Annotated in this window: 19 protein-coding genes and 1 pseudogene; 12 read left to right on the top strand and 8 right to left on the bottom strand. The window is 62.0% G+C overall.

Features of this window, described 5'->3' with window-relative positions:
• Positions 1-245: 245 nt before the first annotated feature.
• Positions 246-1,229, bottom strand: coding sequence for a LysR substrate-binding domain-containing protein (locus tag JMY28_RS34000; RefSeq protein ID WP_201700276.1), 984 nt, complete (start codon positions 1,227-1,229; stop codon positions 246-248).
• 189 nt (positions 1,230-1,418) lie between these two features.
• Here JMY28_RS34000 and JMY28_RS34005 point away from each other — a divergent pair, with 189 nt between their 5' ends.
• Both JMY28_RS34005 and JMY28_RS34010 read left to right on the top strand, forming a co-directional pair.
• Positions 1,419-2,750 carry an MFS transporter gene (locus tag JMY28_RS34005; RefSeq protein WP_201700277.1) on the top strand — a complete coding sequence of 444 codons (1,332 nt, stop codon included), beginning with the start codon at positions 1,419-1,421 and terminating at the stop codon, positions 2,748-2,750.
• A gap of 33 nt (positions 2,751-2,783) precedes the next feature.
• Positions 2,784-4,349 carry a sulfatase-like hydrolase/transferase gene (locus tag JMY28_RS34010; protein WP_201700278.1) on the top strand — a complete coding sequence of 522 codons (1,566 nt, stop codon included), beginning with the start codon at positions 2,784-2,786 and terminating at the stop codon, positions 4,347-4,349.
• A 195-nt stretch (positions 4,350-4,544) separates the two neighbouring features.
• Here JMY28_RS34010 and JMY28_RS34015 read toward each other — a convergent pair whose 3' ends face one another.
• Entirely contained in the window at positions 4,545-4,700 is a 156-nt protein-coding gene (locus tag JMY28_RS34015; RefSeq protein ID WP_201700279.1) for a hypothetical protein, read from the bottom strand.
• Between the two features lie 583 nt (positions 4,701-5,283).
• Between JMY28_RS34015 and JMY28_RS34020 the strand changes: the two are divergent.
• Both JMY28_RS34020 and JMY28_RS34025 read left to right on the top strand, forming a co-directional pair.
• Positions 5,284-5,562: pseudogene (locus JMY28_RS34020) on the top strand (HU family DNA-binding protein).
• 268 nt (positions 5,563-5,830) lie between these two features.
• Positions 5,831-6,982 (top strand): PDDEXK nuclease domain-containing protein, encoded by a 1,152-nt coding sequence (locus tag JMY28_RS34025; protein WP_201700370.1) that lies wholly within the window; start codon positions 5,831-5,833, stop codon positions 6,980-6,982.
• Between the two features lie 293 nt (positions 6,983-7,275).
• Here JMY28_RS34025 and JMY28_RS34030 read toward each other — a convergent pair whose 3' ends face one another.
• Both JMY28_RS34030 and JMY28_RS39175 read right to left on the bottom strand, forming a co-directional pair.
• Positions 7,276-7,866 carry a class I SAM-dependent methyltransferase gene (locus JMY28_RS34030; protein ID WP_201700280.1) on the bottom strand — a complete coding sequence of 197 codons (591 nt, stop codon included), beginning with the start codon at positions 7,864-7,866 and terminating at the stop codon, positions 7,276-7,278.
• Positions 7,867-7,881: 15 nt separating this feature from the next.
• Positions 7,882-8,271 (bottom strand): OsmC family protein, encoded by a 390-nt coding sequence (locus JMY28_RS39175; RefSeq protein WP_201700281.1) that lies wholly within the window; start codon positions 8,269-8,271, stop codon positions 7,882-7,884.
• Between the two features lie 522 nt (positions 8,272-8,793).
• Here JMY28_RS39175 and JMY28_RS34040 point away from each other — a divergent pair.
• Together JMY28_RS34040 and JMY28_RS34045 are read left to right on the top strand one after the other, a co-directional pair.
• Positions 8,794-9,486 (top strand): alpha/beta hydrolase family protein, encoded by a 693-nt coding sequence (locus tag JMY28_RS34040; protein WP_201700282.1) that lies wholly within the window; start codon positions 8,794-8,796, stop codon positions 9,484-9,486.
• A 753-nt stretch (positions 9,487-10,239) separates the two neighbouring features.
• Positions 10,240-10,827 carry a winged helix DNA-binding protein gene (locus tag JMY28_RS34045; RefSeq protein ID WP_201700283.1) on the top strand — a complete coding sequence of 196 codons (588 nt, stop codon included), beginning with the start codon at positions 10,240-10,242 and terminating at the stop codon, positions 10,825-10,827.
• 38 nt (positions 10,828-10,865) lie between these two features.
• Here JMY28_RS34045 and JMY28_RS34050 read toward each other — a convergent pair whose 3' ends face one another.
• The 4 genes from JMY28_RS34050 to JMY28_RS34065 are packed head-to-tail and all read right to left on the bottom strand — an operon-like array spanning position 10,866 to position 16,040.
• Complete coding sequence (locus JMY28_RS34050) at positions 10,866-12,263, bottom strand: amidase (protein WP_201700284.1); 1,398 nt, start codon at positions 12,261-12,263, stop codon at positions 10,866-10,868.
• A 27-nt stretch (positions 12,264-12,290) separates the two neighbouring features.
• Positions 12,291-13,616 (bottom strand): M20 family metallopeptidase, encoded by a 1,326-nt coding sequence (locus JMY28_RS34055; RefSeq protein WP_201700285.1) that lies wholly within the window; start codon positions 13,614-13,616, stop codon positions 12,291-12,293.
• Between the two features lie 27 nt (positions 13,617-13,643).
• Positions 13,644-14,666, bottom strand: a complete 1,023-nt coding sequence (locus tag JMY28_RS34060) for an FAD-binding oxidoreductase (RefSeq protein ID WP_201700286.1) — start codon at positions 14,664-14,666, stop codon at positions 13,644-13,646.
• A gap of 24 nt (positions 14,667-14,690) precedes the next feature.
• Positions 14,691-16,040 (bottom strand): Rieske 2Fe-2S domain-containing protein, encoded by a 1,350-nt coding sequence (locus tag JMY28_RS34065; protein WP_201700287.1) that lies wholly within the window; start codon positions 16,038-16,040, stop codon positions 14,691-14,693.
• Positions 16,041-16,419: 379 nt separating this feature from the next.
• On the opposite strand from JMY28_RS34065, the gene JMY28_RS34070 reads away from it, so the two are divergent.
• The 6 genes from JMY28_RS34070 to JMY28_RS34095 all read left to right on the top strand — a co-directional run bounded on the left by JMY28_RS34070 (position 16,420) and on the right by JMY28_RS34095 (position 22,216).
• Positions 16,420-17,535, top strand: a complete 1,116-nt coding sequence (locus JMY28_RS34070) for an alcohol dehydrogenase catalytic domain-containing protein (RefSeq protein ID WP_201700288.1) — start codon at positions 16,420-16,422, stop codon at positions 17,533-17,535.
• 29 nt (positions 17,536-17,564) lie between these two features.
• Complete coding sequence (locus JMY28_RS34075) at positions 17,565-18,101, top strand: cupin domain-containing protein (protein ID WP_201700289.1); 537 nt, start codon at positions 17,565-17,567, stop codon at positions 18,099-18,101.
• Complete coding sequence (locus JMY28_RS34080; protein WP_236597173.1) at positions 18,092-18,649, top strand: bacteriohemerythrin; 558 nt, start codon at positions 18,092-18,094, stop codon at positions 18,647-18,649. The genes JMY28_RS34075 and JMY28_RS34080 overlap by 10 nt, the downstream gene beginning before the upstream one ends.
• A 64-nt stretch (positions 18,650-18,713) precedes the next feature.
• Positions 18,714-19,799 (top strand): porin, encoded by a 1,086-nt coding sequence (locus tag JMY28_RS34085; protein WP_201700290.1) that lies wholly within the window; start codon positions 18,714-18,716, stop codon positions 19,797-19,799.
• 186 nt (positions 19,800-19,985) lie between these two features.
• On the top strand, positions 19,986-21,344 hold the full coding sequence (locus tag JMY28_RS34090; protein ID WP_201700291.1) for a purine-cytosine permease family protein: 1,359 nt from the start codon (positions 19,986-19,988) through the stop codon (positions 21,342-21,344).
• Between the two features lie 134 nt (positions 21,345-21,478).
• Positions 21,479-22,216 carry an SDR family NAD(P)-dependent oxidoreductase gene (locus tag JMY28_RS34095; protein ID WP_236597174.1) on the top strand — a complete coding sequence of 246 codons (738 nt, stop codon included), beginning with the start codon at positions 21,479-21,481 and terminating at the stop codon, positions 22,214-22,216.
• Positions 22,217-22,242 lie beyond the last annotated feature (26 nt).

A 22,242-nucleotide genomic window follows, 5' to 3' on the forward strand; every position in this document is an offset into this window, starting at 1 on the left:
GATGGGCTCGTTGAAGGACCATAACCGCCACATCGTGGAGCAAGCACGCCTGTGGCTGGTAGCGACCACTGACGACCAACTCGTCGCTGTGCAAAGCCGCTTCGCTGCGGCTGGGAGCACCACGCCGAACAATGCGAAGCCCTGACCGAAGTCGGCTGGGAAACTCGCAGTCGGCCGGGCGGGCGAACATCGCGGTACGCCTCGCCCCAAGCGCAATCAGGCCGCGTACGGGACGCGCGATTGCCTTAAATCCGCACTGTCTTTGCCGCTTCACTAAGGCAGGCGCGAAACAGTGCACTGGCCGGCGTGGCGTCGGCATCCGCGCGCCATGTGGTGCTGACCGGGCCGAGTGCGGCACCCAGGCTCAATGGCAGGATCTTCAGCGCGCCGCCCTCCTCGTGATGCCGCGCCAGCGAGCGCGGCAGCAGGCCCAGCACCGGATACGACTGCAGCATGCCCACGTTGGCGTCGATCACCACCGACTCGATAGTGTTGATCGGCGTATCCACACCGTGCGTCTCCAGCACCGACAGCAGATGCCGGTGCATCGGCGCGCCGGCGCTCGGCACGATCCACGCCAACCCGGCCAGGTCGGCCCACTTGATACGCTTACGCGACGCCAGCGGGTGCGTACGCGCCACGACGATGACCGTCGGGTCGTCGAACAACGGCTCGCTCGTGAATTCCGGCGCGGCCAGTCCCCGCGCGAGGCGCCCCACGATCATATCGAGCTGGCCCGCGCGCAGCGCCGGCACGAGTTGATCGAGCGTGCCTTCTTGCAGACACACCGTAGCCGTCGGCGAGCGCTGCTTGAACAGCGCGACGGCCGCCGGTATCAGGATCGGCGCGGCCACCGACAGCACGCCAACCTCGACGCGGCCGTCGATGCCGCTGGTCATCGCGTGCAGTTCCTCACTGGCGCGCTGTGCGTACAGCAATAGTTCGCGCGCATGGCGAATCAGGCACTCGCCGTAGGCTGTGGGCCGGATGCGCCGGCCATCGCGCTCGAACAGCGGCACGCCGATACCCTTTTCCATCTCGTTGAGCATCTTCGAGACGGCCGGCTGCGTCACGTGCAGCGCGTCAGCTACCTTGCCGACTGTCTGGCGATCGGCAAGCGCCACGAGCAACTGCAGGTGCCGCAGCTTCAACTGGCGGGAAAAATAGCTTTCGATTGCACTGCGTTCGAGCGAAACGCCGGGAGGTGCGCCCGAGGTTGCGGAAGCCATCGACTCATAACCTTTATTTTATGGTTTGAAGGCAATATCTCATTGGACGGTTACGATGTAAATCCACACAATCCTCTTCGCATGCCACCCGGACAGCCAGAAGCACCCGCATGGCAGCGACAACAACACAGACACGAGACATGGCAGCCGCCCGCCCAGGAGCCCGGCCGCCGCCAGGAGGATTCCGCCATGCCGACCATGCCCGCCGCCAACCGCCGTGCGATCGTCGCCGCCACCATCGGCAACGCATTCGAGTGGTATGACTTCATCGTCTTCGGCTTCCTGTCGGTGATCATCGCTCGACAGTTCTTCCCTTCGTCGAACCCGACGGTATCGATGCTGCTGACTACCGCGACATTCGGCAGTGCGTTCCTGATGCGACCGATCGGCGGCATCCTGCTGGGCGTCTACGCCGACCGTGTCGGGCGCAAAGCCGCGCTCTCGCTGGTAATCCTGCTGATGACGGTCTCCTCGGCAATGATGGCGCTCACGCCCGGATACGCGACCATCGGAATCGCCGCGCCGATCATCGTGGTACTGGCTCGACTGCTGCAGGGGCTGTCGGCCGGTGGCGAGTTCGGCAGTGCCACTTCGATGCTGATCGAATACGCGCCGCCTCACCGGCGCGGCTTTTACGGAAGCTGGCAGAACTTCGGCCAGTTCGTCGCTGCGGTGACGGCCGCGCTGATGGGCGCCCTGATCACGCGCGGGCTGAGCGCCAGCGCCCTGGATGCATGGGGTTGGCGTCTGCCGTTCCTGTTCGGCATGCTGATCGGTCCGGTGGGCTTCTATATCCGCACCCGGCTGCACGAGGTGGTGCCGGCCCACCAGGTCGCTGACGAAGACGCACACGCCGCCGCGCCTCGCAAGGCTGCCTCAACGCTCGCGACGGTCTGGCGCGAGCACCAGGCGGCGCTGTGGATTGCGTTCGGACTGGTTGTCGCGAGTTCTGTGGCCCAGTACGTACTCAATGTCTACCTGCCGGTGTATGCGGTGAGCGAGCTGAAGCTGCCGGTGTCAGCACCGTTCATCGTGTTGATGGTCACCGGCACGCTGCGCATGATCCTGATTCCGCTGTTCGGGCTGCTGTCTGATCACGTCGGGCGCAAACCGGTGATGGGCGCCTCGATGGCACTGTACGTGCTGACCATCTACCCCCTGTTCCTTTGGCTCGTCGCCGCGCCGAGCCTGCCGAGACTGCTCGGGGCAGAGGTCGTGTTCGCAGTGCTGATGGCCGCGGCGCTGGGCCCTGCGTCGACCGCGCTGGCCGAACTGTTCCCCGCGCAGGTGCGCGCTACAGGCCTGTCGATTTCCTACAACGTGGCCACCACACTGTTCGGCGGCTTCTCGCCGTTTCTCGTCACCTGGTTGATCAGCTCGACAGGCGACAAGATGATGCCGGCCTACTTCGTGACCGCCGCGATGCTCGTCGGTCTCGTCGCGTTGTGGCCAATGCCCGACCTGACGCGCCGCACGACCGGCGTACAGCTCGGCACCAGCAATGGTACGTCGTCGCGCTGAGCGGCATCTCTACATTCAATTCGGACACCTAAGATGCCGTCGATCCGCAATGTGCTTTTCGTGATGTGTGACCAGCTGCGGGCGGATCACCTGTCGTGCTATGGGCACCCCTATCTGGCCACGCCCAATATCGACGGTCTCGCCCGGCGTGGCGTGAAATTCGAGCGTGCGTTTGTACAGTCAGGTGTGTGCGGTCCGTCGCGAATGTCGTTCTACACAGGGCGCTACGTCGCCAGCCATGGCGCGACGTGGAACCGAGTGCCACTGTCGATCGACGAAATCACGCTAGGTGAATACCTTGCCGGGCGCGACATGAAGCTCGCGCTGGTTGGCAAGACGCACATGATGCCGGACAACCACAGCCTGAAGCGCCTGCACCTGGACGGCGGCAATGCACTTGGCGCATTGCTTCGCGAGGGCCATTTCGATCTGGTGGACCGCTACGATGGCCACCACGCCGAACCGGCCGGTGGCTACGCCGAATACCTTCGCCGGCACGGCTACGCTAGCGACGATCCATGGACAGACTTTGTGATTTCGGCCGAAGACGAACAGGGCGGCATAGTTAGCGGCTGGCACATGCGCAATGCACACCTGCCCGCGCGTGTGTGTGAAGCCGACTCCGAAACCGCCTATACCACCGACCAGGCGATACGTTTCATCGAACGCCAGGGCGATACGCCGTGGGCGATGCACCTTTCGTATGTCAAGCCACACTGGCCATACATGGCGCCCGCGCCGTACCACAACAAATACACACTCGATCAATGCCTGCCGGTGCGACGCGCTGCGAGTGAGCGCGAGGCGCCGCATCCTGTAACGAGCGCGTACTTCCAGCAGGAGGAATGCGCCAATTTCATGCGCGACGAGGTCATCGCCAAGGTGCGGCCCGCCTACCAGGGCCTGATAAGCCAACTCGACGATCATCTCGGACGACTGTGGGAAACGCTGGACAAGCTTGGACGGTGGAAGGACACGCTCATCGTCTTCACCGCCGACCATGGCGACTTCCTCGGCGATCACTGGCTTGGCGAGAAGGAATTGTTCTACGACACCGTGCAGCGCGTGCCGTACATCGTCTACGATCCGTCACCCGAAGCCGACGCCACGCGCGGCCACAGCGACGCACGCTTCGTCGAGGCCATCGACACCGTGCCGACCCTGCTGGACGCGCTGGGCATGAGGGTTCCCGATCACCGTATTGAAGGTCGCTCGCTGCTTGCGCTTACGCGCAACGCCGGAACGCAAGCGCCCTGGCGAGACGCGGTCTACTCCGAACTGGATTACGCCTATCGGCAGGCGCGCCAGATCCTCGGCCGCAGCCCCGACGCTTGCCGCGGCTGGATGGTGCGCACCGACGCGTGGAAATACATTCACTGGGACGGCTTCGCACCGCAGCTTTTTGATCTGGGCAACGATCCCGACGAATTTGTCGACCTCGGCACCGACCCTGCGTTCGACAACGTGCGGCAATCCATGCGCGAGCGCCTGCTGCACTGGTCCCTCGGCCTGCGCAATCGCACCACCGTAACGCATGACGACGTCGAACGCGGCACACATCAGTACAAGAATGCTGGGGTGTTCTACGGAGTGTGGTGAGAGGCCCTGGTCCACGCTCAGGGGAGAGAAATGCAGACGTTTATTCCGTGCAGCAATCCCGCGTGCGACGAGGGATTGGAAACGCTCAAACATGAGTTTGGCACTGCCTGCCAGCAGTGCGCGCGGTGCCGCGGGATGGGTGGCGACTGGCGCGAGAGCGCCGAGGACGACGACGCCTGTCTTTGACGGCGGGGATCAGCCGTTCAGTTGCGATTCGACGTTGAGGACGATCTGTGCAAGCGGGTTGTTGTCTACGGACTGGGGCGCGAACTTGATCTGGGCGAATGTGACAGCAGCGAAAGCGACAACGACGAGGGCAGCAGATGCGGCGATGCGGTGAATGTATTTCACAGGGACTTCCTTTCGAGGTGTAGGCAGAAACGGCGAAACTGACAGGGGGCCGAATCACTTCGGCGCCATGGCTGTCAGCAACCGGCAAGGCCGCACACGGGGTCCGATCGCGCCTGGCGATCTGGACCTCACTGCAAAAAGAGGGGCGACCCAAACCCAGGCACTATAAAGGGTTTTACCCGTGTGTGCAGTGCGACACCCGGTCGCCAGTGGGCGCTTAATTCTTGAGCAGCATTTCGTGATTTAAAGGTCTATGCAGGTCGTAACGAGCAGTGCGGCACTGTGCTTTAGACCGCCATCGGCAAGGCGTTACAATCCGGGTTATCAGGGTTGAAGAAGTTCGCAAACCTGTAAAATTGGAATGTCTCCGCTCACGCAAGTAAAGTTGGGCCTAAATTGCCACCAGAACCTTTCCCGGTGTGCCTGAGCGAGAAGTTTCGCGATGCGCCACGTTAGACCCAACTTTGCTTTTGTGAGCGGCCGCGCGTGTGTTGGGGCGGGACACCTCTGCGCGTGGCCGGGATTGCCAGCGGCGCCGTCGATGCGGTACGGTGCCGGTTTGATTCCGCAGCAGGGGCGCTCTGTGAACAGGCAGGAGCTCGTCGAGGCGGTGGCCGCGGGCAGCGGTGACAGCAAGGCTGCGGCCGGTGAGCTGGTCAACGCGGTGTTCGAGATCATCGCGGGCGCACTCACGCAGGGCGATTCGGTGTAGCTGGTCGGCTTCGGTTCGTTCTCGGCGGGCGAGCGGGCTGCGCGTACCGGCCGTAACCCGGCGACCGGCGCCGCAATCCAGATCCCGGCCGCGAAGACCGTGAAGTTCACCGTGGGCAAGGCGTTCAGGGACGCGGTGAACGGGGCGTGACGAAGACCCGGGTCGAAGCCGGCGCATCGTCCTGAAAGAGCCGCATCGACCAGCCGCGTGCGGTCCGCTCGCGCTCCCTGGCTGAACGGCGGTTTCCCGGCTTCTGGTCGTTGAGAGTCTTGAATGAATGCTGGCTGCGCTGGTAGCCCGGCGCGCCTGACAGATTGTCTCCGCAGCGCGGAGACAATCGTGACTGCAAACGGTGCTGCACTTCAGGATGAGATCGCGGCAACGCCCGGCTCCGCGTGTACTACCCAATGAGAGCATGATGACGGATGTGATTTCGCCTGACGGCAACTACAGCGCGACGCTCAGTGACGTGGTTGCGCTCCTCCAGGAAGCGCGACGGAGCGCCGCGCGCAGCGTCAATGCCCTGATGACGGCGACGTACTGGCTGATCGGTCGCCGGATTGTCGAGTCCGAGCAGGGCGGGGCAGAGCGGGCCGCGTACGGACAGGCGCTGCTTGAGCACCTGTCGGTCGACCTGACCCGGCAGTTTGGACGTGGCTTCGGGAAGGACAACCTGGAACTGATGCGGCTGTTCTACCAGACCTATCCGTCCGCGGAGATTGCCGAACCAGCGGTTCGGGAATCGGGGAGCCGGGTCTCGCGGACAAAAACCGAATCACCGATTCGGCATTTTTCGCTTGCCGGGCTGGCTACCCGCTTTCCCCTGTCCTGGACGCACTATGTTCGCCTGATGCGGCGGACACGCTCACCCGAAGAGCGGGAATTCTACGAAGCCGAAGCCTTGCGCGGTGGCTGGAGTGTGCGGCAGCTCAGCCGGCAGATGGACAGCCAGTTCTACACGCGTACGCTGCTGTCGAAGAACAAGCGTGCCATGCTTGAGAAAGGATCCGTCGCGACACCCGAGGACACGGTCACGCCCGAGGCGGCTCTCAAGGATCCTTACGTGCTCGAGTTCCTCGACCTGAAAGACGAGTACTCCGAAAGCGATCTCGAGGACGCGCTCATCCATCGGCTCGAGGATTTTCTGCTGGAGCTGGGCGGCGACTTTGCCTTTGTCGGGCGCCAGCGAAGACTGCGCATCGGCGACAGCTGGTTTCGGGTCGACCTGCTGTTTTTCCACCGGCGGTTGCGTTGCCTGGTGATCATCGATCTCAAACTGACCGAGCTGAACCACGCCGATGTGGGCCAGATGCACATGTATTGCAACTACGCGAAAGAGCACTGGACGCTACCCGATGAGAATCCACCGGTAGGCCTGGTCCTGTGCGCGCGGACCAACGCAGCAATTGCGCGCTACGCCCTCGATGGACTGCCGAACAAGATACTTGCGGCCGAATACCACACGGTGCTTCCGGATGAACAGCTGCTCGCCGAGGAGTTGTCGAGGACCCGCCGTGAATGGGAAGCACAACATGCTTCCCCTCAAGAGAAAGCGGAACCGGACGATTGAGCCACCGCAAGGTCAGTCGCACCCGATCTACATGCAGCCCGCGATCCTGCGACCGGAGTGCGCCGTAGCGAGACATTCGTCGACACAAGCGCAGTTTTGTTGAAAAAACGCAGCTGTATCGCTAATCCCTTAGCGACATAGCTGCGCTCCGCAGGCAAGTTCCAACGGATGACCGTTGACGAGCGAGGCGGCGGGCGCATGTCGACCCGTAAGCGACCTTCGGCGTAGGCCATCGGCGATGACCGCTCCCGGTTCGACTTCGGGTATTCAGCATGGATGCCGGGCAACATCAATTACCGGCGCCGTGCGATAAGTCGATGCACACGTCTGCCAGAAGACAGGTTGACCGCTTCGGCATCGAGCAAAAGATCTGCATCGCCAAGGCCTTCCCTGACCCGCGCGGCGTCGAACTCAGCGTAGAGTCGGCCAGCAGCATCGCGGGTGGAAACCGATTCTGCGACTCGCCAGCTCAGATATAGCGTCCCCGCCGGCCTGAGAATTTCGAACAGACGTGCACAGGCCTGGGTAACCTCATCCGGCGGCAAATGCATGACGACCGTTTCGCACAGCACGTTGTCGTACGTTTCTCTGCCGATAGAGTCCAGCTCGGGAAGCGCTGCGCGCCTGAAAACCAGTGACGGAAACTCGGTCGCAGCTTGCGCAAGTAATCCCTCGGCGGCGTCGTACCCAACGGCAGGAAAGCCATGATTGTTTAGCCACGCAACGTCGCGGCCAGCACCGGAACCGATGTCTGCAGTTTTGCCGCCTGGGGTGAAGTAGCGCTGCAACAGCGCGTACATGTCAGTCGGTGGCGGTTGGTCGTGCCACTCAGCCGCAAATCGGCCGGCGCCAGTCGAGTAGGCTTCGATGGTTTGTTCGTCCATAATAAATTCCCCCGATCAGGTGGTGACGATTGCGGCTGGACGAATCGCTATAGGCTTGCCCAGCGTCCGCGCAACGGGCGATGTTCGCACCGCCTCACGAGCCAGTGCCTCGTGTGCCGGGGACGGTGCTGTCGCGAAGTGCAGTGACACGTCAAATCCTGTTTCGTGATCTTGCCGGTCAATGGTCACTCGTACTGTGACGGCGGGAAGTGTGGCACCCGCGCGTTCGGTAGCCATGTCGATAGACATGCGTATGCACGCCGCAAGCGAGCTCTCCAGCAGTTCGTGCGGTCGCATGCCCGCGCTCCCACCTTTGCCGTCCTTTTGCGTATCCGAGAGCACAAGACTGCGCCCGTTACTCAGTTGGACACAATATGGCTCGCCCTGTCGCGTTGCCGTGATCATGATGGTCCCCGCCGCGTTGAGAATATTGGTAGTTTCTGCGTACGCTGCCTGGTGGGGAAGGCAAGTCGCTATCCCGGTATGGATCGTGACAGGCTTCGCGGCAATCGATGATTTGGGCTCACACTGAAGGGTGGGTTCCTGTAGTACAGCAGTCGGTCAGTAACTCCTGAATTTACGCGGGTGAGCGTCAGGTATTGGCCGAACCCATAACTTTCTGCAGCCGGACATGCTCTTCCAGAGAGGCAGCTAAATGAACTGCCCTTCGAGAACCTCCTTTGACGCCGATTGCAGTGTCGTAACAGCATCGCTGACAATGATGCAGGCGTGCAATTACGCCGTCGGGCTTGCGGTCGTCAACCGACACATCGCGGCTGCGGCGCCGTTCACGATGGGCGCGCGCTCCATGGATCGGCCGGCAAACTGCGCGTGCGCAATGCCTTGCCGGACGCCGCCACAAACGCTCCCAGATGCCTCATTGATGCAGAATCGGCGCAATGGCCACAACGACACGACCTGAATACGATGGACGACCCAGAATCGCTTTCCCTAGCACTGCCCGACGGCACTAAGGTCTCTGCGCTCCTCCGAGTGCCGGAGGACGCGCGAGCCCTGTATGTCTTCGCGCACGGTGCCGGGGCGGGCATGCAGCATGCCGGCATGTCGTCATTGGCCGACGCGCTTGCGGCGGCCAATGTCGCCACATTGCGCTACCAGTTTCCGTACATGGAGCGGGGCTCCAAGCGGGTGGACTCGCCGGCCGTGGCACATGCTGCCGTCCAGGCGGCCGTCGCAGAGGCCCGCCGGCGGCTGCCAGCCCTGCCACTCTTCGCGGGCGGCAGGTCGTTCGGCGGCCGCATGACCTCCCAGGCTCAAGCCATCTCCCCGCTCGACAGCGTGCGTGGCCTCGCTTTCGTCGCGTTCCCGCTGCACCCGGCGGGCGCGCCCGGCGTGGAGCGGGCACGGCACCTGGCGGACGTCACGGTGCCGATGCTCTTCCTGCAGGGCACACGCGACAAGCTGGCCGAGCTTCCCCTGCTGCGGTCGGTCGTCGAGACGCTGGGGCCACGCGCCACGCTGCATGTGGTGGACGACGCAGATCATTCGTTCCACGTGCGCGCGTCCTCCGGCCGGACCGACGCGGAGGTCGTGCTCGAACTGGCACGGACGATGTCGGAGTGGTTCTTCGCCGAAGGAGAGTTCGTGCCGGTTACCTGAGCAAGCGCAGGAATGCTTGTAGCAGAGTCGGGATGGCGAGCCGGCGAACTCGCCGTGCTGCACTCGCCCGCTGAATCCCTTCGCCATCCGCAGATGGTCGGTCGCATGGCCACGATAAGCGACGCCCGTCGCATCAGCGACGTTTTCCCAGTGCCGAGTGAGTGAATTTGTCAGATCCGCTCGCGGTGATCCGCCGCGGAAATCGCGGAGGGCGTCTGCTTTGATTTGGCCGACACACCTCCGATGTCGGCGCCGATCCGTGAGTGACCGCTCAGGGAAGCTGGCGGAACCAGACTGGCAGAGCGTCGAACGACGCGCATTGGCCGGTCACTGCCCGACGCGGTCGCCCGAAACCGACCCACAGCGGTCAAACGGAACTTCGTACTCGCACTGACCGGTCTCAGAGAGTGAAGCAGTCGCCGGTGCCTTGACACCTTCGTGCCCCCAACGAGGGAGGGCAAACACCATGGCTTCCAACCCCGCCATACCGGTGGCAACTCCCGCGCAGCGCCCCGCAAAACACCCACTCGGCTCGCGACGAATGAGCCCGGACCTGATGGGATACGCGATTGTTGCTGAAAGCGCCCCCGAGACCGAATGATTGATAAACTATCGATCGCAAATCAGTGGATGATCGATTTAATATCGCCGAACGGTTCCCGTTCTCCCAAACATTGCTGATGAGGTGAAAGCCATATCCAACGGATATTGGGGGGCGGAGCAGGTGGGGCGTGTCGTTATTCGGGTCGAGGAATGGAACCAAAATTCTATCGCGGGTGGCATCTCGCAAAGTCGGACATGGAGTACCAGGCAACCGAATTCGAATGGTCGCTGATACGCTTTTACGAGGCGTTTTCCCGCTTCGTGCTAACGACGGGCATGATCACGATCGCGGCAGACGTCGACATCAAGTATCAGGAGCACGTCATCCTGCACGTCATCCGCATGCAGGAGCGGCCCAAGAACAGTGCGACGATCGCGCGCCTGATGAACCGGGACGACATCCCCAACATCCAGTACAGCCTCAGAAAGCTGGAATCGGCTGGTCTGATCGAAAAGCACAAGGACAACAACGGCAAAACGTACTCGTACGTGGCGAGCGAACTGGGCGTGAAGCTGACCGACGAGTACTACAAGGTTCGCCAGGAGATCCTCGTCAAGCGCCTCGAGGAAATTGCCGATGTCGAGGAGAAGTTCGAAAAAGGCGCGCGCTTCATGTCGCTGCTCACGGGTATTTACGAAGAGGCGGCGCGCGATTCAGCAACCATCACGCCGCAGATCATCGAAACGGCACCCAAACCCAAACCTGCTCGCAAGACTCGCAAGGCAGCGGAGGACTGACGCGCGTTGTCTGCGGCACCGAGTCCTCCGGCTGTGGTTCAGATGCGCGGATGGGCGTTGTGCCACTGGGTGGCGCGCTGAAACGCCATGCCTGCGCGGCAGAGCGCGGCTTCGCCGCCGTGTTGCGCGATGAACTGGAAACCGATCGGCATGCCTGTGGAGGTCTGGCCGCACGGCAGCGCCATGCTCGGGTGTCCCGTCGAATTGAACGGCGCGGTGAACTGGATCAGGCGTGCATTGAGATCGGGGTCCTGCGCCAGCGCCCCTAGTCGCTCGTGCGTCGGCGCCGCAAACGGCTGCACGGGTGCGACCAGCAGATCGATCTCGCTCATCACCTTGTTGACCCTGCCGCGCAGCGCTGCACGATTCAACTGGACCTGCTGATAGCGCGCGGCGCTGGTCTCGTGTCCAATCTCGATCAGGCGGGTCAATGCCGGACCGTACTCTGAGGCCAGGCGCGGAAAGGTGTCGGCATGCGCGAGCGCGACCTGTACGCCGCAGTCTTCCTGCCATTCGTCGACCACCGTACGCACCGCCGGGAAGCGCACCTCGCGTATCGCGGCGCCGAGATCCTGAAGCACCTTGAGCACGCGCTCGAGCGCCTCGACGATTACTGCGTCGGTGCCATCGGTATTCCAGTTCGGATCGATGCCGATACGCAGGCCGTGTAGGTCCCCGGTGTGCTCGGACCACCCAAGGCGCTCTTGCGGCAACGAGGTCGGGTCGAGCGGATCGTAGCCCGCGATCACGCCGAGTATCAGCGCGGCATCGGCGGCATTGCGCGCTATGGGTCCGACGTGATCAAGGCTGGCACCCAGTTCGAAGGCGCCATGGCGGCTGACTCGTCCCCACGTCGGTTTGATGCCGGTCAGGCCGTTGGCGGCCGAGGGAAAACGGATCGAACCGCCGGTATCGGTGCCGAGCGCGCCGTAGCAGAGGCCGGCGGCCGTGGCCACGCCCGAGCCGCTCGACGAGGCGCCGGCCCAGTGGTTCGCCCCCCACGGGTTGACCGGTTCCGCGACGCTCGGGTGGTGCGTAGCAAAGGCACCCTCGGTCATCTGCAGTTTGCCCAGTACGACGGTGCCGGCTTCGCGCAGCCGCCGGACGACAGTCGCGTCCTCGGTCGGGACGAAGTCTTTATGAATGGTGGTGCCTGCTGCGGTGGGCGCGCCTGCCACCCAGAACAGATCCTTGATGCCAAGCGGTACGCCGTGCAGCGGGCCGACCGCGTGGCCCGCCAAGACTTTGCGCTCGGCTTCTCTGGCGTCGGCCAGCGCCTGTTCGCGCATCACGAACGCATAGCTGTGCAGCTTCTGGTCGAGACGCTCGATGCGTTCGAGCATGGTTCGTGTGACTTCGACGGGTGAAACGTCGCGCGTGCGAATCATCTGCGCGAGTGTGCCGATGTCCAGAAAAGGCAGATCAGAATTTGACATGAACACATGACACTCCGGACTGAAGGTTTAAAGGCCGAGTTCCGCGCGCGGACGGGTCAGCGTGTCGATCACCGCGTACATGATCTTCCGGGCACACGGCATCAGGTCGGGGATATAGGTCGCGCCCATACCGCCCAGGCCTTCGGCGAGCGGCTCGGGCGAACCTTCGGCGGGCCACGGCCAGCCGATCCGCGCGGTCGGGATGCCGAAGCGCCGCAGCGCCGCGCCGTCGGTCTGGCCGCCCAGATAGTCGGGCGTGGGATGCGTGCGCTGTTCGATGTGCTCCCAGCCGCGTCGCGCCGACTGGATGATCCAGTTGTCGGTCGAGGTGGTGCCGCCCGGTACCGAGCCGTACATTTCCCAGTCCAGATCGAAGTCGGGGTGGCGCGCCTGCAGTCCCCCCATGAACGCTGCGAACTGTGCCTTGACCTCACCCGGGCTCGTGCGCGGATTGATACGCACATCGAAGAAAATTTCCGTGACTGCAGACGGGAAGGCCGGCCGTTCGGGCCAGCCGCCCTGGACACCCGCGATCCAGCCATGTGGCTTGACTACGCCCGAGGTATTGCGTTCGGCGTACTCGATCAGCCACTGCTCAAGTTCAAGAACGACCTGCGCGGCCGGCACCACCGAGCTGCGAAAGCCCGGTGTGCCGCGCGGCACACCGGCATAGCCCAGCGTACCCTTGACCTTGACCTTGAACCAGCCCATGCCTGGCTCCTCGTGATAAACCCAGTTCCACGGCTTCATCACGATTGCGAAGTCCGGCGCCACACCGCGGCTCAGCAGATGCGTGACACCGGACGACATGCCCGCCTGGTCGCGCGCTGCCACGTCGACTGGCATTCCGCCGTCGGCCATCGCGACCAGCAGGTCGCCCGTCAGCGGCACATCGGCTTCGATCAGCGCGTTCGCCACCTCGGTCAGTGTGGCGATCATGCCCTTCGGATTCGACGCGCCAAGTCCGAACACCCAGTCGCCGTCCATGCGCGCACTTGGTTTCAGATCGACCGGGTCGGTTGGCCCGACCCAGGGACTATCGCTCTCGTCGCCTTCAAGGTGTGTATCGATCGGTGCATACAGCATCAGCGAGGCGCCGCCGCCGCTGCCACGCTTTTCGCCGACCACGTTGCCAGTGCGCTCGTTCATGCGGCGGTAGCTGGCGTTCATGCCGATATTGCCAAGATGGCGCGCCATGAATTCGCTGGCCTCGCGAGCCGCGCCGGTCGGACTGTGGATATTGGTCAGTTCATAGAGCAGCTGTTGCAGGCGACGCGGATCGAGCTTTGCGCAGGCACGCTCGTACCAGGTCTGCTGTTCGGCGGAGAAGGGTAATGGTGTCGTTGTCAGCACGGCTTGTCTCAGGAGTCGGGATCGCGGTCAGTTCGACGGCGAAAACTGTTCGGCGTAAATGTTTTCCGGTCGCAGGCCGAGCTCGGTGAGCCGGTGCGTGGCAGCTTCGATCATCCGCGGTGGCCCGCACAGATAGGCGACGGCATCGGCATGCAGCACGTCGTCGACGCGCAGCGCATCGACTGGATTGCCGATCAGGTATTCGTCGCCATCACCGCGGTCCACCGAAATGCGCGCATCGAGCTGGGGCAGCCAATGCTTGCGCAGCTCGATATCGTCGATGCCGAACAACTGGTCGGGTGTCGCACAACCAAAACTTAGGAGTACGGGTGGTTTGCGTCCAGGCTTGCGGCGGATCGTGTCGATCATCGAGAGGATCGGCGCGAGGCCGGTGCCGCCGGCCACCATGATGTGCGGCACCGGCACTTTTTCGCGCAGATAGAAGTTGCCGAACGGGCCTTCTATTTCGAGCAGGTCGTTGGGTTGTGCCTCGTTCTCGAGCCATGACGACATCACGCCGTCCTCGAGCAGGCGCACCATCAGTTCGATTTTCGGCATATCGGCCGAGGTGCTGGACGGCGAGTAGCTGCGTGTCACGTCGGTGCCCGGCACGCGAACCTGAATGAACTGGCCTGGACGGAAGTCGAGCCACGCGCCTTCGGCAAGTTCGAGGGTGACGCGCACGACATTGGTGGCGATCTTCTCGATGCTATCGACGAAGGCATGCGCCTTGACGGCGCCGGTCGCGCCGACATCGCTCTCGTAGTTGAGCGAGAACGTGCAGTCGGTTTGGGGTTCGGTCAGGCACAACAGGCGCTCGCCGGCGTCGAACTCGCTCTTCAGCAAGGTCGAGCTCGCACCGGCGCGCATGCCGGCCCGGCCCTCCAACAGGTGACCCGTGCAGCTCGAGCACGAGCCCGAACGACACTGGTGGAGGACCGGAGCTCCGGCGGCGAGCGCGGCATCGAGCACGCTCTCGCCCTGCTGCACGGCAACCGATGTCTCCTTTCCGTCGCGGAACTTCAGAGTGACATGATTAATGGATGACATACGGATACCTCAATACAAGCTGAATTAATTCTCTTCTTCGATCTTTTCGACGAAGTAGGCCGGCGCCTTGCCTTCGGCAGTGCGCTTCATGCGGATGCTGCCCGCCTTGATCGCGCCGTCGACACCACGGCCCGGCTTGGCGATGCCGCGGTTCCAGCGTGAGGCCACCTTGCGCCACGTGATCGGTGAAACATCAGTGGATACCAGCTGTTCGTTATCCCAACCCGTTCCGTCGGCGTAAAAGTCGTGCATGGCTTCGCGCGCATACAGGTCGCAGTCGTTGAAGCCGTGCAGGCACAGCGGCTTGAAAAAATGTTCGAAGCGGTAGTCGAACGCCTTGCGCTCCTTTTCGGTCGGGCACACGCGCACCAGCACTTCCCAGTATTCGTAGGTGTCGTCGGTGATCGGCACGTACCACTCGTACTGCACGACATGCTCTTCCGGCCAGTTCTCAACCATCAGCACGCCCGGCAGGAACACCGAGGTGCGGTACGGACGGGCCACCGGATTGTCGATCTCGAGGCCGACCTTCTCGTTCTTGAGTACGGGGCTCCACTTCTCGGTGAACAGCCACTGCACGAGACCCTTCGGTCCGTTCTCGTCCTCGACGGTGGCAATGCAATCGTCCGCGGTCGGCACGATGCCGAGCGGCAGCACCCAGTCCTTGGCGTGAATGATCGCGTTGTCCTTGTGGACGAGGATGTGGGCGTTGTCGAAGCCGTTCTCGCAAGCGATACGCCAGTTGGCGAAGCCGGTGCGGTGCATGCCGCGCACGACCACGTCCTTGTCGAGCAGACTCGGGGCCGACGGCCACAGTGGGTGCGGGAAGCGCTCGTCGTTGTCCGGAAAGCGGATCGGCAGGTCTTCGGAGAGCGGCGGCACATCTTCGAGCGGGAAGTCGTCTTCGCGCACGAACACGAAGATCATGCCGGCCACTTCTTCAATCGGGTAGGTCGTCACACCGGTGGTGCCGATCAGCTTGTCGTCGGGATTGCCAGCGATCGTCGTGAGCTTGCCTTCCTTGAGGTCGAACGTGAAGCCGTGATACCAGCAGCTGATGGTGTCCTTGGTCAGACACATCGGTTTGGCCGACATACGCACGCCGCGGTGCACGCACTGGTCCTTCAGTGCATAGATCTTGCCGTCGACACGGCGCAGAACGATGGGGATGCCGCAGATCTGGATGCCTTCGACGGCATCCTCGGCGAGTTCGTTGCTGAACAGTGCCGGATACCAGTGGTTGACGAAACCCCAGGCGGCGTCCTTGTAGGGCTGGTACTGACTTTGGACCTTCGCGTCGTTGACGCGTGAATCGCTGATGTCGTTCAGACGCGGGCCGCTGCTGCGACGGCGGACGATGGGCGTATCGCTCATGACGTGTTTCTCCTGACTTTTATCGATTGGGCGGCGCTTCGTAGCTGGCGATGAGCGCCTGTTTCCGGACAGCTGAACAAGTCCGCTGAGGCGGTTCATGTTCGAGGCTGTGGCGAAGACTACGAAAAAATTAATTGACAGTCAATTTGTGTTCAATCAATGTGCGAGGCATGTTCAATGAGAAATATATTGATAGTAGTCAGGCGGTACGCCGAAAAGCCTTGCTGGACGGCGTTGGTAGCGATGCGGAGAGGTTCTTTGGCAAGCGGGGGGCACAAGTGGCTTCGGGGTTTATCCCGAGGGCATGTGAAGACTTTGAGCGGGTCGGAGCCCCCTGCACCGATGAGGATTTACCCCAATCAACAACAGGAGACACCCGATGAGCACGACCCAATCCATGCGCGCCATGCGCGTTCATGACGCAAGCGGACGTTTTGTCCTTGACACGATTCCCCGCCCCACGCTGCTGCGCCCGACCGATGTGCTGGTTCAGGTGAAAGCGTCCGGGGTGGTGCCGAATCTGCGCAACGTGATGAGCCATTACGGCGACCGCGCCTATCTCACGGTGCCGGACCTGCCGGCAATCTATGGCCTGGACACTGCAGGTGTCGTGGCGGAGGTCGGCAGTGCTGTGACGGGACTGACGCCGGGCGACCGCGTCTATATCAATCCGGGACGTTCGTGCGGTTCGTGCCATGCATGCCGTGTTGGAGAGCCGACCAATTGCGAGGCGTATACGTTCCAGGGCTACTTCGGCTTTGGTCCGAAATCGAAAAAGATCTACGAGCAATATCCGTATGGTGGCTTTTGCGAGTACGCGACGGCGCCCGTCGATGGCTTGGTCAAGCTGCCCGAGGCTGTGAGCTTTGAGACGGCTGCGCGATTTGGTTACCTCGGCACAGCGTATGCCGGTTTGCGCAAGGGCGGTGTCCGTGCGGGAAGCACGGTGCTGATCGTCGGGGCAACCGGCACGCTGGGACTTGGCGCCACGCAGATTGCGCGTGCCATGGGGGCGACCCGCGTTCTGTGTGTGGCGCGCAACGAAGCGCTGCTGGCACGTCTTCAGGCGCTCGATCCCCGTCGCATCCGTACGTTCTCCTATGGAACAGGATCGATGGCCGAATGGGCTCACCGGGAAACGGACGGCATGGGTGTCGATGTCGTGATCGACGCCATCGGGCCGGGCTCGCCGCACCAGGTCACGCGCGACGCGATCGGCACGTTGCGTCGCGGCGGAAAACTGGTCGAGATCGGTTCGATGACGGATCCGTTGCCGATCAATATGCACGAGATGATGTGCTCGGCAATTAGCCTCATCGGCTCGGTTTGGTTCACGGTGGGGGAGGGGCAGGATCTCGCGAACATGATCGCGGCCGGCACGCTCGATCTCGAGATGTTTGAGCACCACCGCTACCCGCTTGATCAGGCCAATGAAGCATTGTCGGATGCGGAAAAGCGCGCTGGCGGTTTTGTCAATGTCGTGGTCTGCCAATAACCCATTCCGCGGAGATCAAGGAGAACAACATGGTGAGACGTATCGTGACCGGCGAGAAGGACGGTAAGTCAGTATTCCTCTCAGATGGTCAGGCGGAAATGCGGCATGCCTATGCAGCGGTCCCAGGTTTCGAGACCACGCAGGTGTGGGCGACCCTTCAGGGTGTCGCGTCGCTGCCGCCTGCCGGCGGCGATCCTGTGGTCAGCCTGGACTCAGTGATTCCCGACCCGCACGGCACGCGCTTCATGATCGTGCAATTTCCGCCCGACAGCGTGATTACCACGCCAGATTTCGATCCGGCTGCTGCGGGTGCCGAGTACGCGGCGAATCTGCCGGGGCTGGCTGAATGTTTCGAGCCCGATGGCTCGGGCTTCCATCGCACCACCTCGGTGGACTACGACATCATCCTGGCCGGCGAACTGACGCTCGAACTCGACGATGGGCAGATACGCCACCTGAAAGCGGGCGATATCGTGATCCAGAACGGTACCCGTCATGCGTGGCGAAATAGCAGCGGGCAGCCGGCCGTGATGGCCGCGATCCTGATTGGCGCTGAGTGCAAGTAGCGCTCGGCAGGAGGAATGAAGTGGGAACGCAAACGATGAGTCAACAGGCCGAACACCGTCCACACCATGCGCAGCATATGCCGCGCATCGCAGCCGACAAGCTTGAATGGAGCAGTGCGATGCTGCTCGGTCACGCGCCGATCGACGACGCTCATGAGGAATTCGTCGAAGTCGTCATGGCGTTGCGGGGATGCACCCAGCAGACTGCATTGGTCTGCCTGCAGGCTGTGCAGGCACATCTGCTGTCTCACTTCGCAACCGAGCACGAGTGGATGAAGAAGACCGACTTCCCGGCCATGGAGTGTCATCTCGACGAGCATCAAAAGGTGCTCGATGCGGTGCAGCAGGTGAATGCATTGGCGGCGGTCGGCGAAGTGGGATTATCGGACGTCAGGCGACTAGCTCAGGCGCTGATCGACTGGTTCCCGGGGCATGCGGACTATATGGACTCCGCATTATCGGCGTGGGTCAACAAGAAGTTGCATGGGGGTGCGCCTGTCGTGCTGCGTCGCGATCTACAGGTCGAAACGTCGGCCGCCACGCGCTAAAGGTGGGGCAGCCATACGCGCGCAGTTTTTAGATCTATATGAAACACGGAGACAAAGGTTGAATATGCAAAAGAAGCTTGTGAAAACAGCGCTGGCCGGTTCGGCCCTGTGCTTCGCCGTCGCGGCGCAAGCGCAGAGTAGTGTGACGCTGTACGGTATCGTGGACGCCGGCTTGCTGTATCTGAGCAAGACCCGGGATGCCACGGGCGGCAATGGCGGCAAATTCTTCGGTTTTACCGACAGTGGCCAGATGCCATCGCTATTTGGCCTGAAGGGCGATGAGGAGCTCGGCGGCGGTTTGCATGCCGAGTTCAAACTGGAAAGCGGCATCAACATCGCCAACGGTGGTTTCAACGATTCGAACGGCAACTTTTTCGGGCGTCAGGCTTGGGTCGGTCTGCGAGGCAACTTCGGTACCGTGCGAGCTGGTCTGCAGTATTCACCGTTCTTCGATGCGGTATACGCGCTCGATCCGCGCAATATGTCGCAACTGGGTAGCTCCCTCGTGCCGTTCATCAACAATACGGTCGTCACGGGCGTCTTCAGCGCCAATGCGGTGACCTACACGAGTCCGGTTCTGGCGGGATTTCAAGGCAGTCTGATGTATGCGCTGGGCGGGGTGGCGGGGGACTTCCAGGCGGGGCGCGTGTATTCGGCCAACCTTTCGTACCACTGGAGCGGCCTCGGTGTATTTGCAGCCTACTACAACGGGAATGAGGGGCCCTCGGTATCGCCGTTGCCCTCGACGCTGGGCATGATCGGCCGCACCCTCGGCGCCAGCTATACGTTTGGCTCGGCGACGGCCAAGGGCTCGTTTACGAACTACAAGATGGCTGGAAGCGGAATCAACAACGACGTGTGGAACGGTGGTCTCGACTATCAGGCTACCCCCATGATCGACCTGAATGGCGGCGTCTGGTACATGGTCAACCGCAACGATACGTCCAGCAAATCGCTGATGGGTGCGCTCGGGGTCAACTACAGCCTGTCGAAGGCCACTGGGCTGTATGCGCAGGTTGGCGTGGTCAACAACAAAGGCAGCCAGAACCTCGGCCTTGAGATCGGCGATGGCGGCAACACGCCGAGTTCGCTGTACGCGCCGCCCGGCACGACTGTCGGTGTCGACATCGGTATCCACCACGTGTTCTGATCAATCCGGCTGCGTAAGACCGGAACCCTTGGGCGACCTTGCGCCTTCCTTGGGATGCTGACGTGTTACCGCAGCCGCGTGAACTGAAACAGCAACAATATCGCACGGGCCCCTTGGGGTTGTATTCATTACATCAGTTCGTATGTCTAAATAATAGATCCATCAAAGACCGAATAGGAGATAGTGATGGCTGGAGCGATTGACCCGGTCGGCAATGCCGAACTGGATGTGTCGACTGTTCGCCTGCCAGAGCAGGCGCGTATGCCCAGGTTCGCGCTCACCATGGCGTGGTGGGCGCTGTGCAGCGCGATGGTGTACCTGATCATTGGTGCCACACTCGCGCTTTACTACGGTACCGCGAACGCCGCGATCGGCATGGCGCTTTCGGTGCTGATGTATTCCGCAGTGAACTACGTGCTCACTCGCTATGCGCTGCGGACCGGTTTGTCAGTATCCTTGTTTTCACGTCTGTTGTTCGGCAGTGCGGGGGCGGCTCTGGCAACACTGGTGTTTGCGGCGACGGTGATCTACTACGCGGTCTTCGAGAGTTCGGTGATTGCTGTGGCGCTGCACAGCCTGGTGCCCTCGATCTCGTATCCGCTTGCCTCGTTGCTCGTGGTGATCTATAGCGTGCCGCTCGTATTCGGTAGCGTGCAGAAGTGGCTCGACAAGCTGAACGGCGTGTTGCTTCCGTTTTACCTGGTCGGCATGATCGCGGCTATCGTGCTGGCTACCCGTACTTTCGGCTACAGCGACGCATGGCTCCACTTCGGGCCGCCACGGAGCGGCATTTCGGCGAGCGGCTGGTGGAACTGCTTTGTGTATTACATGGGCGTATGGGTGTTCATGATGGCCGCCTTCGACTTTGCGCGTTTCGGCGAGAAGCGGGATATTGAGTATCACAGCCGCTTCAACTTTGGTGCGCCTTTCTGGACAGTGATCTTCGGCATCAATGGTCTGGCGGGTGTCTACCTGGTCAGCACCATTCATGATGCGGGTACCTTGTCCGAAATCTCTGTCGTTCTGGCAATTCTGAAGTTGATGGGCTGGTGGGGATTCGCATTCCTGGTGGTCACCCAAACGCGTATCAATACCGCCAACTATTATTTGGCGACCGTCAATGTGCAGGCCCTGTTTGAAAAGGCCGCGGGCCTGAAACTACCGAAATTTGCGTGGACGATCCTGGTTGGCGCGGTGGTGTATGGGCTGATGCTGGCTGGCGTTTTCGAGAAGCTCTTGCAGGCATTGGCCTATCAGGGCGTATTCGTGGTGGCATGGGTAGCCGTCGCGCTCGCTCATATCTTGTCGGAGCGGTCCGAATCGTCCAGCGATAGCGAGATCGACGCCGCTCTCGAACGTGTGCCGGCCTTCAATGTCGGTGGTCTGGCTGCGTGGCTGGTCGGTGTGGCGGCCGGGATGTTCGTTATGAACCTGTCTACTCCATACAGTTCGTTCTCGTCGATCGTGACCTTTGTGGTCTCCGCGCTCACCTACTGTCTGTTTGCCCGGAGCCCGGGGCGCCTGTCTTCGGCTACCAGTGCCTGAGTGAGTTGAAACATGTGTCGCCCGCGCAGGCGTGGCCTGTCTGCGGGCGGCGTATTCGGGCCGTGCGTAGTTATCTGAAATGCAGGTGGAACGCGCAACCGTGAGCGAGTGATATTGCAAGGAAATCTATGTTGATGAAGGGGCAGGTCGGCCTGGTGACAGGCGGTGGTTCGGGAATGGGGCGCGCGGCCGCACTGGCGCTTGCCGAAGCAGGGGCGACCGTGGTGCTCGCCGGTCGTAGCGAAGACAAACTGATCGCCGTAAGGCGTGAGATCGCAGCAGTCGGTGGACGGGCCGAGTTCAAGGTCATGGATGCGGCGCGACGCGAGGATCAGCAGGCGCTCGTGGAGTTTGTCGAGAAGCGGTTCGACCGTCTCGATTTCGCATTCAACAACGCGGGAGGCCACGCCGATTTCAAGCCGATCGATGCAACACCGGTCGATGAGGCAGAGTGGGTCATCGATCTGAATTTCAAGGGCGTCTACTACGGCGTCAAGTATCAGGTCGAGGCCATGCTGCGCTCGGGTGGCGGTGCGATCGTGAACAACGCATCTATTTTCGGCTTACGCGGCATGAACGGGATCGCACACTATGTGGCGGCCAAGCACGCCGTGGTCGGTCTGACGCGTGCGGTCGCCAGGGAGTACGCGGACCGGAATATCCGCGTCAACGCAATCTGTCCGGGCGCTACGGAGACGCCCAACTATATGCGTGTGACGGGCGGTGACGTGCATCTGCTCGACGACATGATTCCGATGCGCAGGATCGGTCGGCCGGAGGAGATGGCCAAGGCAGTCGTTTATCTGTTATCGGGGAGTTCGGCCTACGTCACTGGCACCACGCTGTCCGTGGATGGAGGAATGACAGCCTGAGCCGGATGGGTCGCTCTGGGCACCAT

This window comes from Paraburkholderia hiiakae, from assembly GCF_904848665.1.
In the GTDB taxonomy this organism is placed as follows: Bacteria; Pseudomonadota; Gammaproteobacteria; order Burkholderiales; family Burkholderiaceae; genus Paraburkholderia; species Paraburkholderia hiiakae.

Coding starts and splice junctions, on each gene's coding strand:
- JMY28_RS34000 (WP_201700276.1), bottom strand. CDS start 1,229: ATGGCTTCCGCAACCTCGGGCGCACCTCCCGGCGTTTCGCTCGAACGC.
- JMY28_RS34005 (WP_201700277.1), top strand. CDS start 1,419: ATGCCGACCATGCCCGCCGCCAACCGCCGTGCGATCGTCGCCGCCACC.
- JMY28_RS34010 (WP_201700278.1), top strand. CDS start 2,784: ATGCCGTCGATCCGCAATGTGCTTTTCGTGATGTGTGACCAGCTGCGG.
- JMY28_RS34025 (WP_201700370.1), top strand. CDS start 5,831: ATGACGGATGTGATTTCGCCTGACGGCAACTACAGCGCGACGCTCAGT.
- JMY28_RS34030 (WP_201700280.1), bottom strand. CDS start 7,866: ATGGACGAACAAACCATCGAAGCCTACTCGACTGGCGCCGGCCGATTT.
- JMY28_RS39175 (WP_201700281.1), bottom strand. CDS start 8,271: ATGATCACGGCAACGCGACAGGGCGAGCCATATTGTGTCCAACTGAGT.
- JMY28_RS34040 (WP_201700282.1), top strand. CDS start 8,794: ATGGACGACCCAGAATCGCTTTCCCTAGCACTGCCCGACGGCACTAAG.
- JMY28_RS34045 (WP_201700283.1), top strand. CDS start 10,240: ATGGAACCAAAATTCTATCGCGGGTGGCATCTCGCAAAGTCGGACATG.
- JMY28_RS34050 (WP_201700284.1), bottom strand. CDS start 12,263: ATGTCAAATTCTGATCTGCCTTTTCTGGACATCGGCACACTCGCGCAG.
- JMY28_RS34060 (WP_201700286.1), bottom strand. CDS start 14,666: ATGTCATCCATTAATCATGTCACTCTGAAGTTCCGCGACGGAAAGGAG.
- JMY28_RS34065 (WP_201700287.1), bottom strand. CDS start 16,040: ATGAGCGATACGCCCATCGTCCGCCGTCGCAGCAGCGGCCCGCGTCTG.
- JMY28_RS34070 (WP_201700288.1), top strand. CDS start 16,420: ATGAGCACGACCCAATCCATGCGCGCCATGCGCGTTCATGACGCAAGC.
- JMY28_RS34075 (WP_201700289.1), top strand. CDS start 17,565: ATGGTGAGACGTATCGTGACCGGCGAGAAGGACGGTAAGTCAGTATTC.
- JMY28_RS34085 (WP_201700290.1), top strand. CDS start 18,714: ATGCAAAAGAAGCTTGTGAAAACAGCGCTGGCCGGTTCGGCCCTGTGC.
- JMY28_RS34090 (WP_201700291.1), top strand. CDS start 19,986: ATGGCTGGAGCGATTGACCCGGTCGGCAATGCCGAACTGGATGTGTCG.
- JMY28_RS34095 (WP_236597174.1), top strand. CDS start 21,479: ATGAAGGGGCAGGTCGGCCTGGTGACAGGCGGTGGTTCGGGAATGGGG.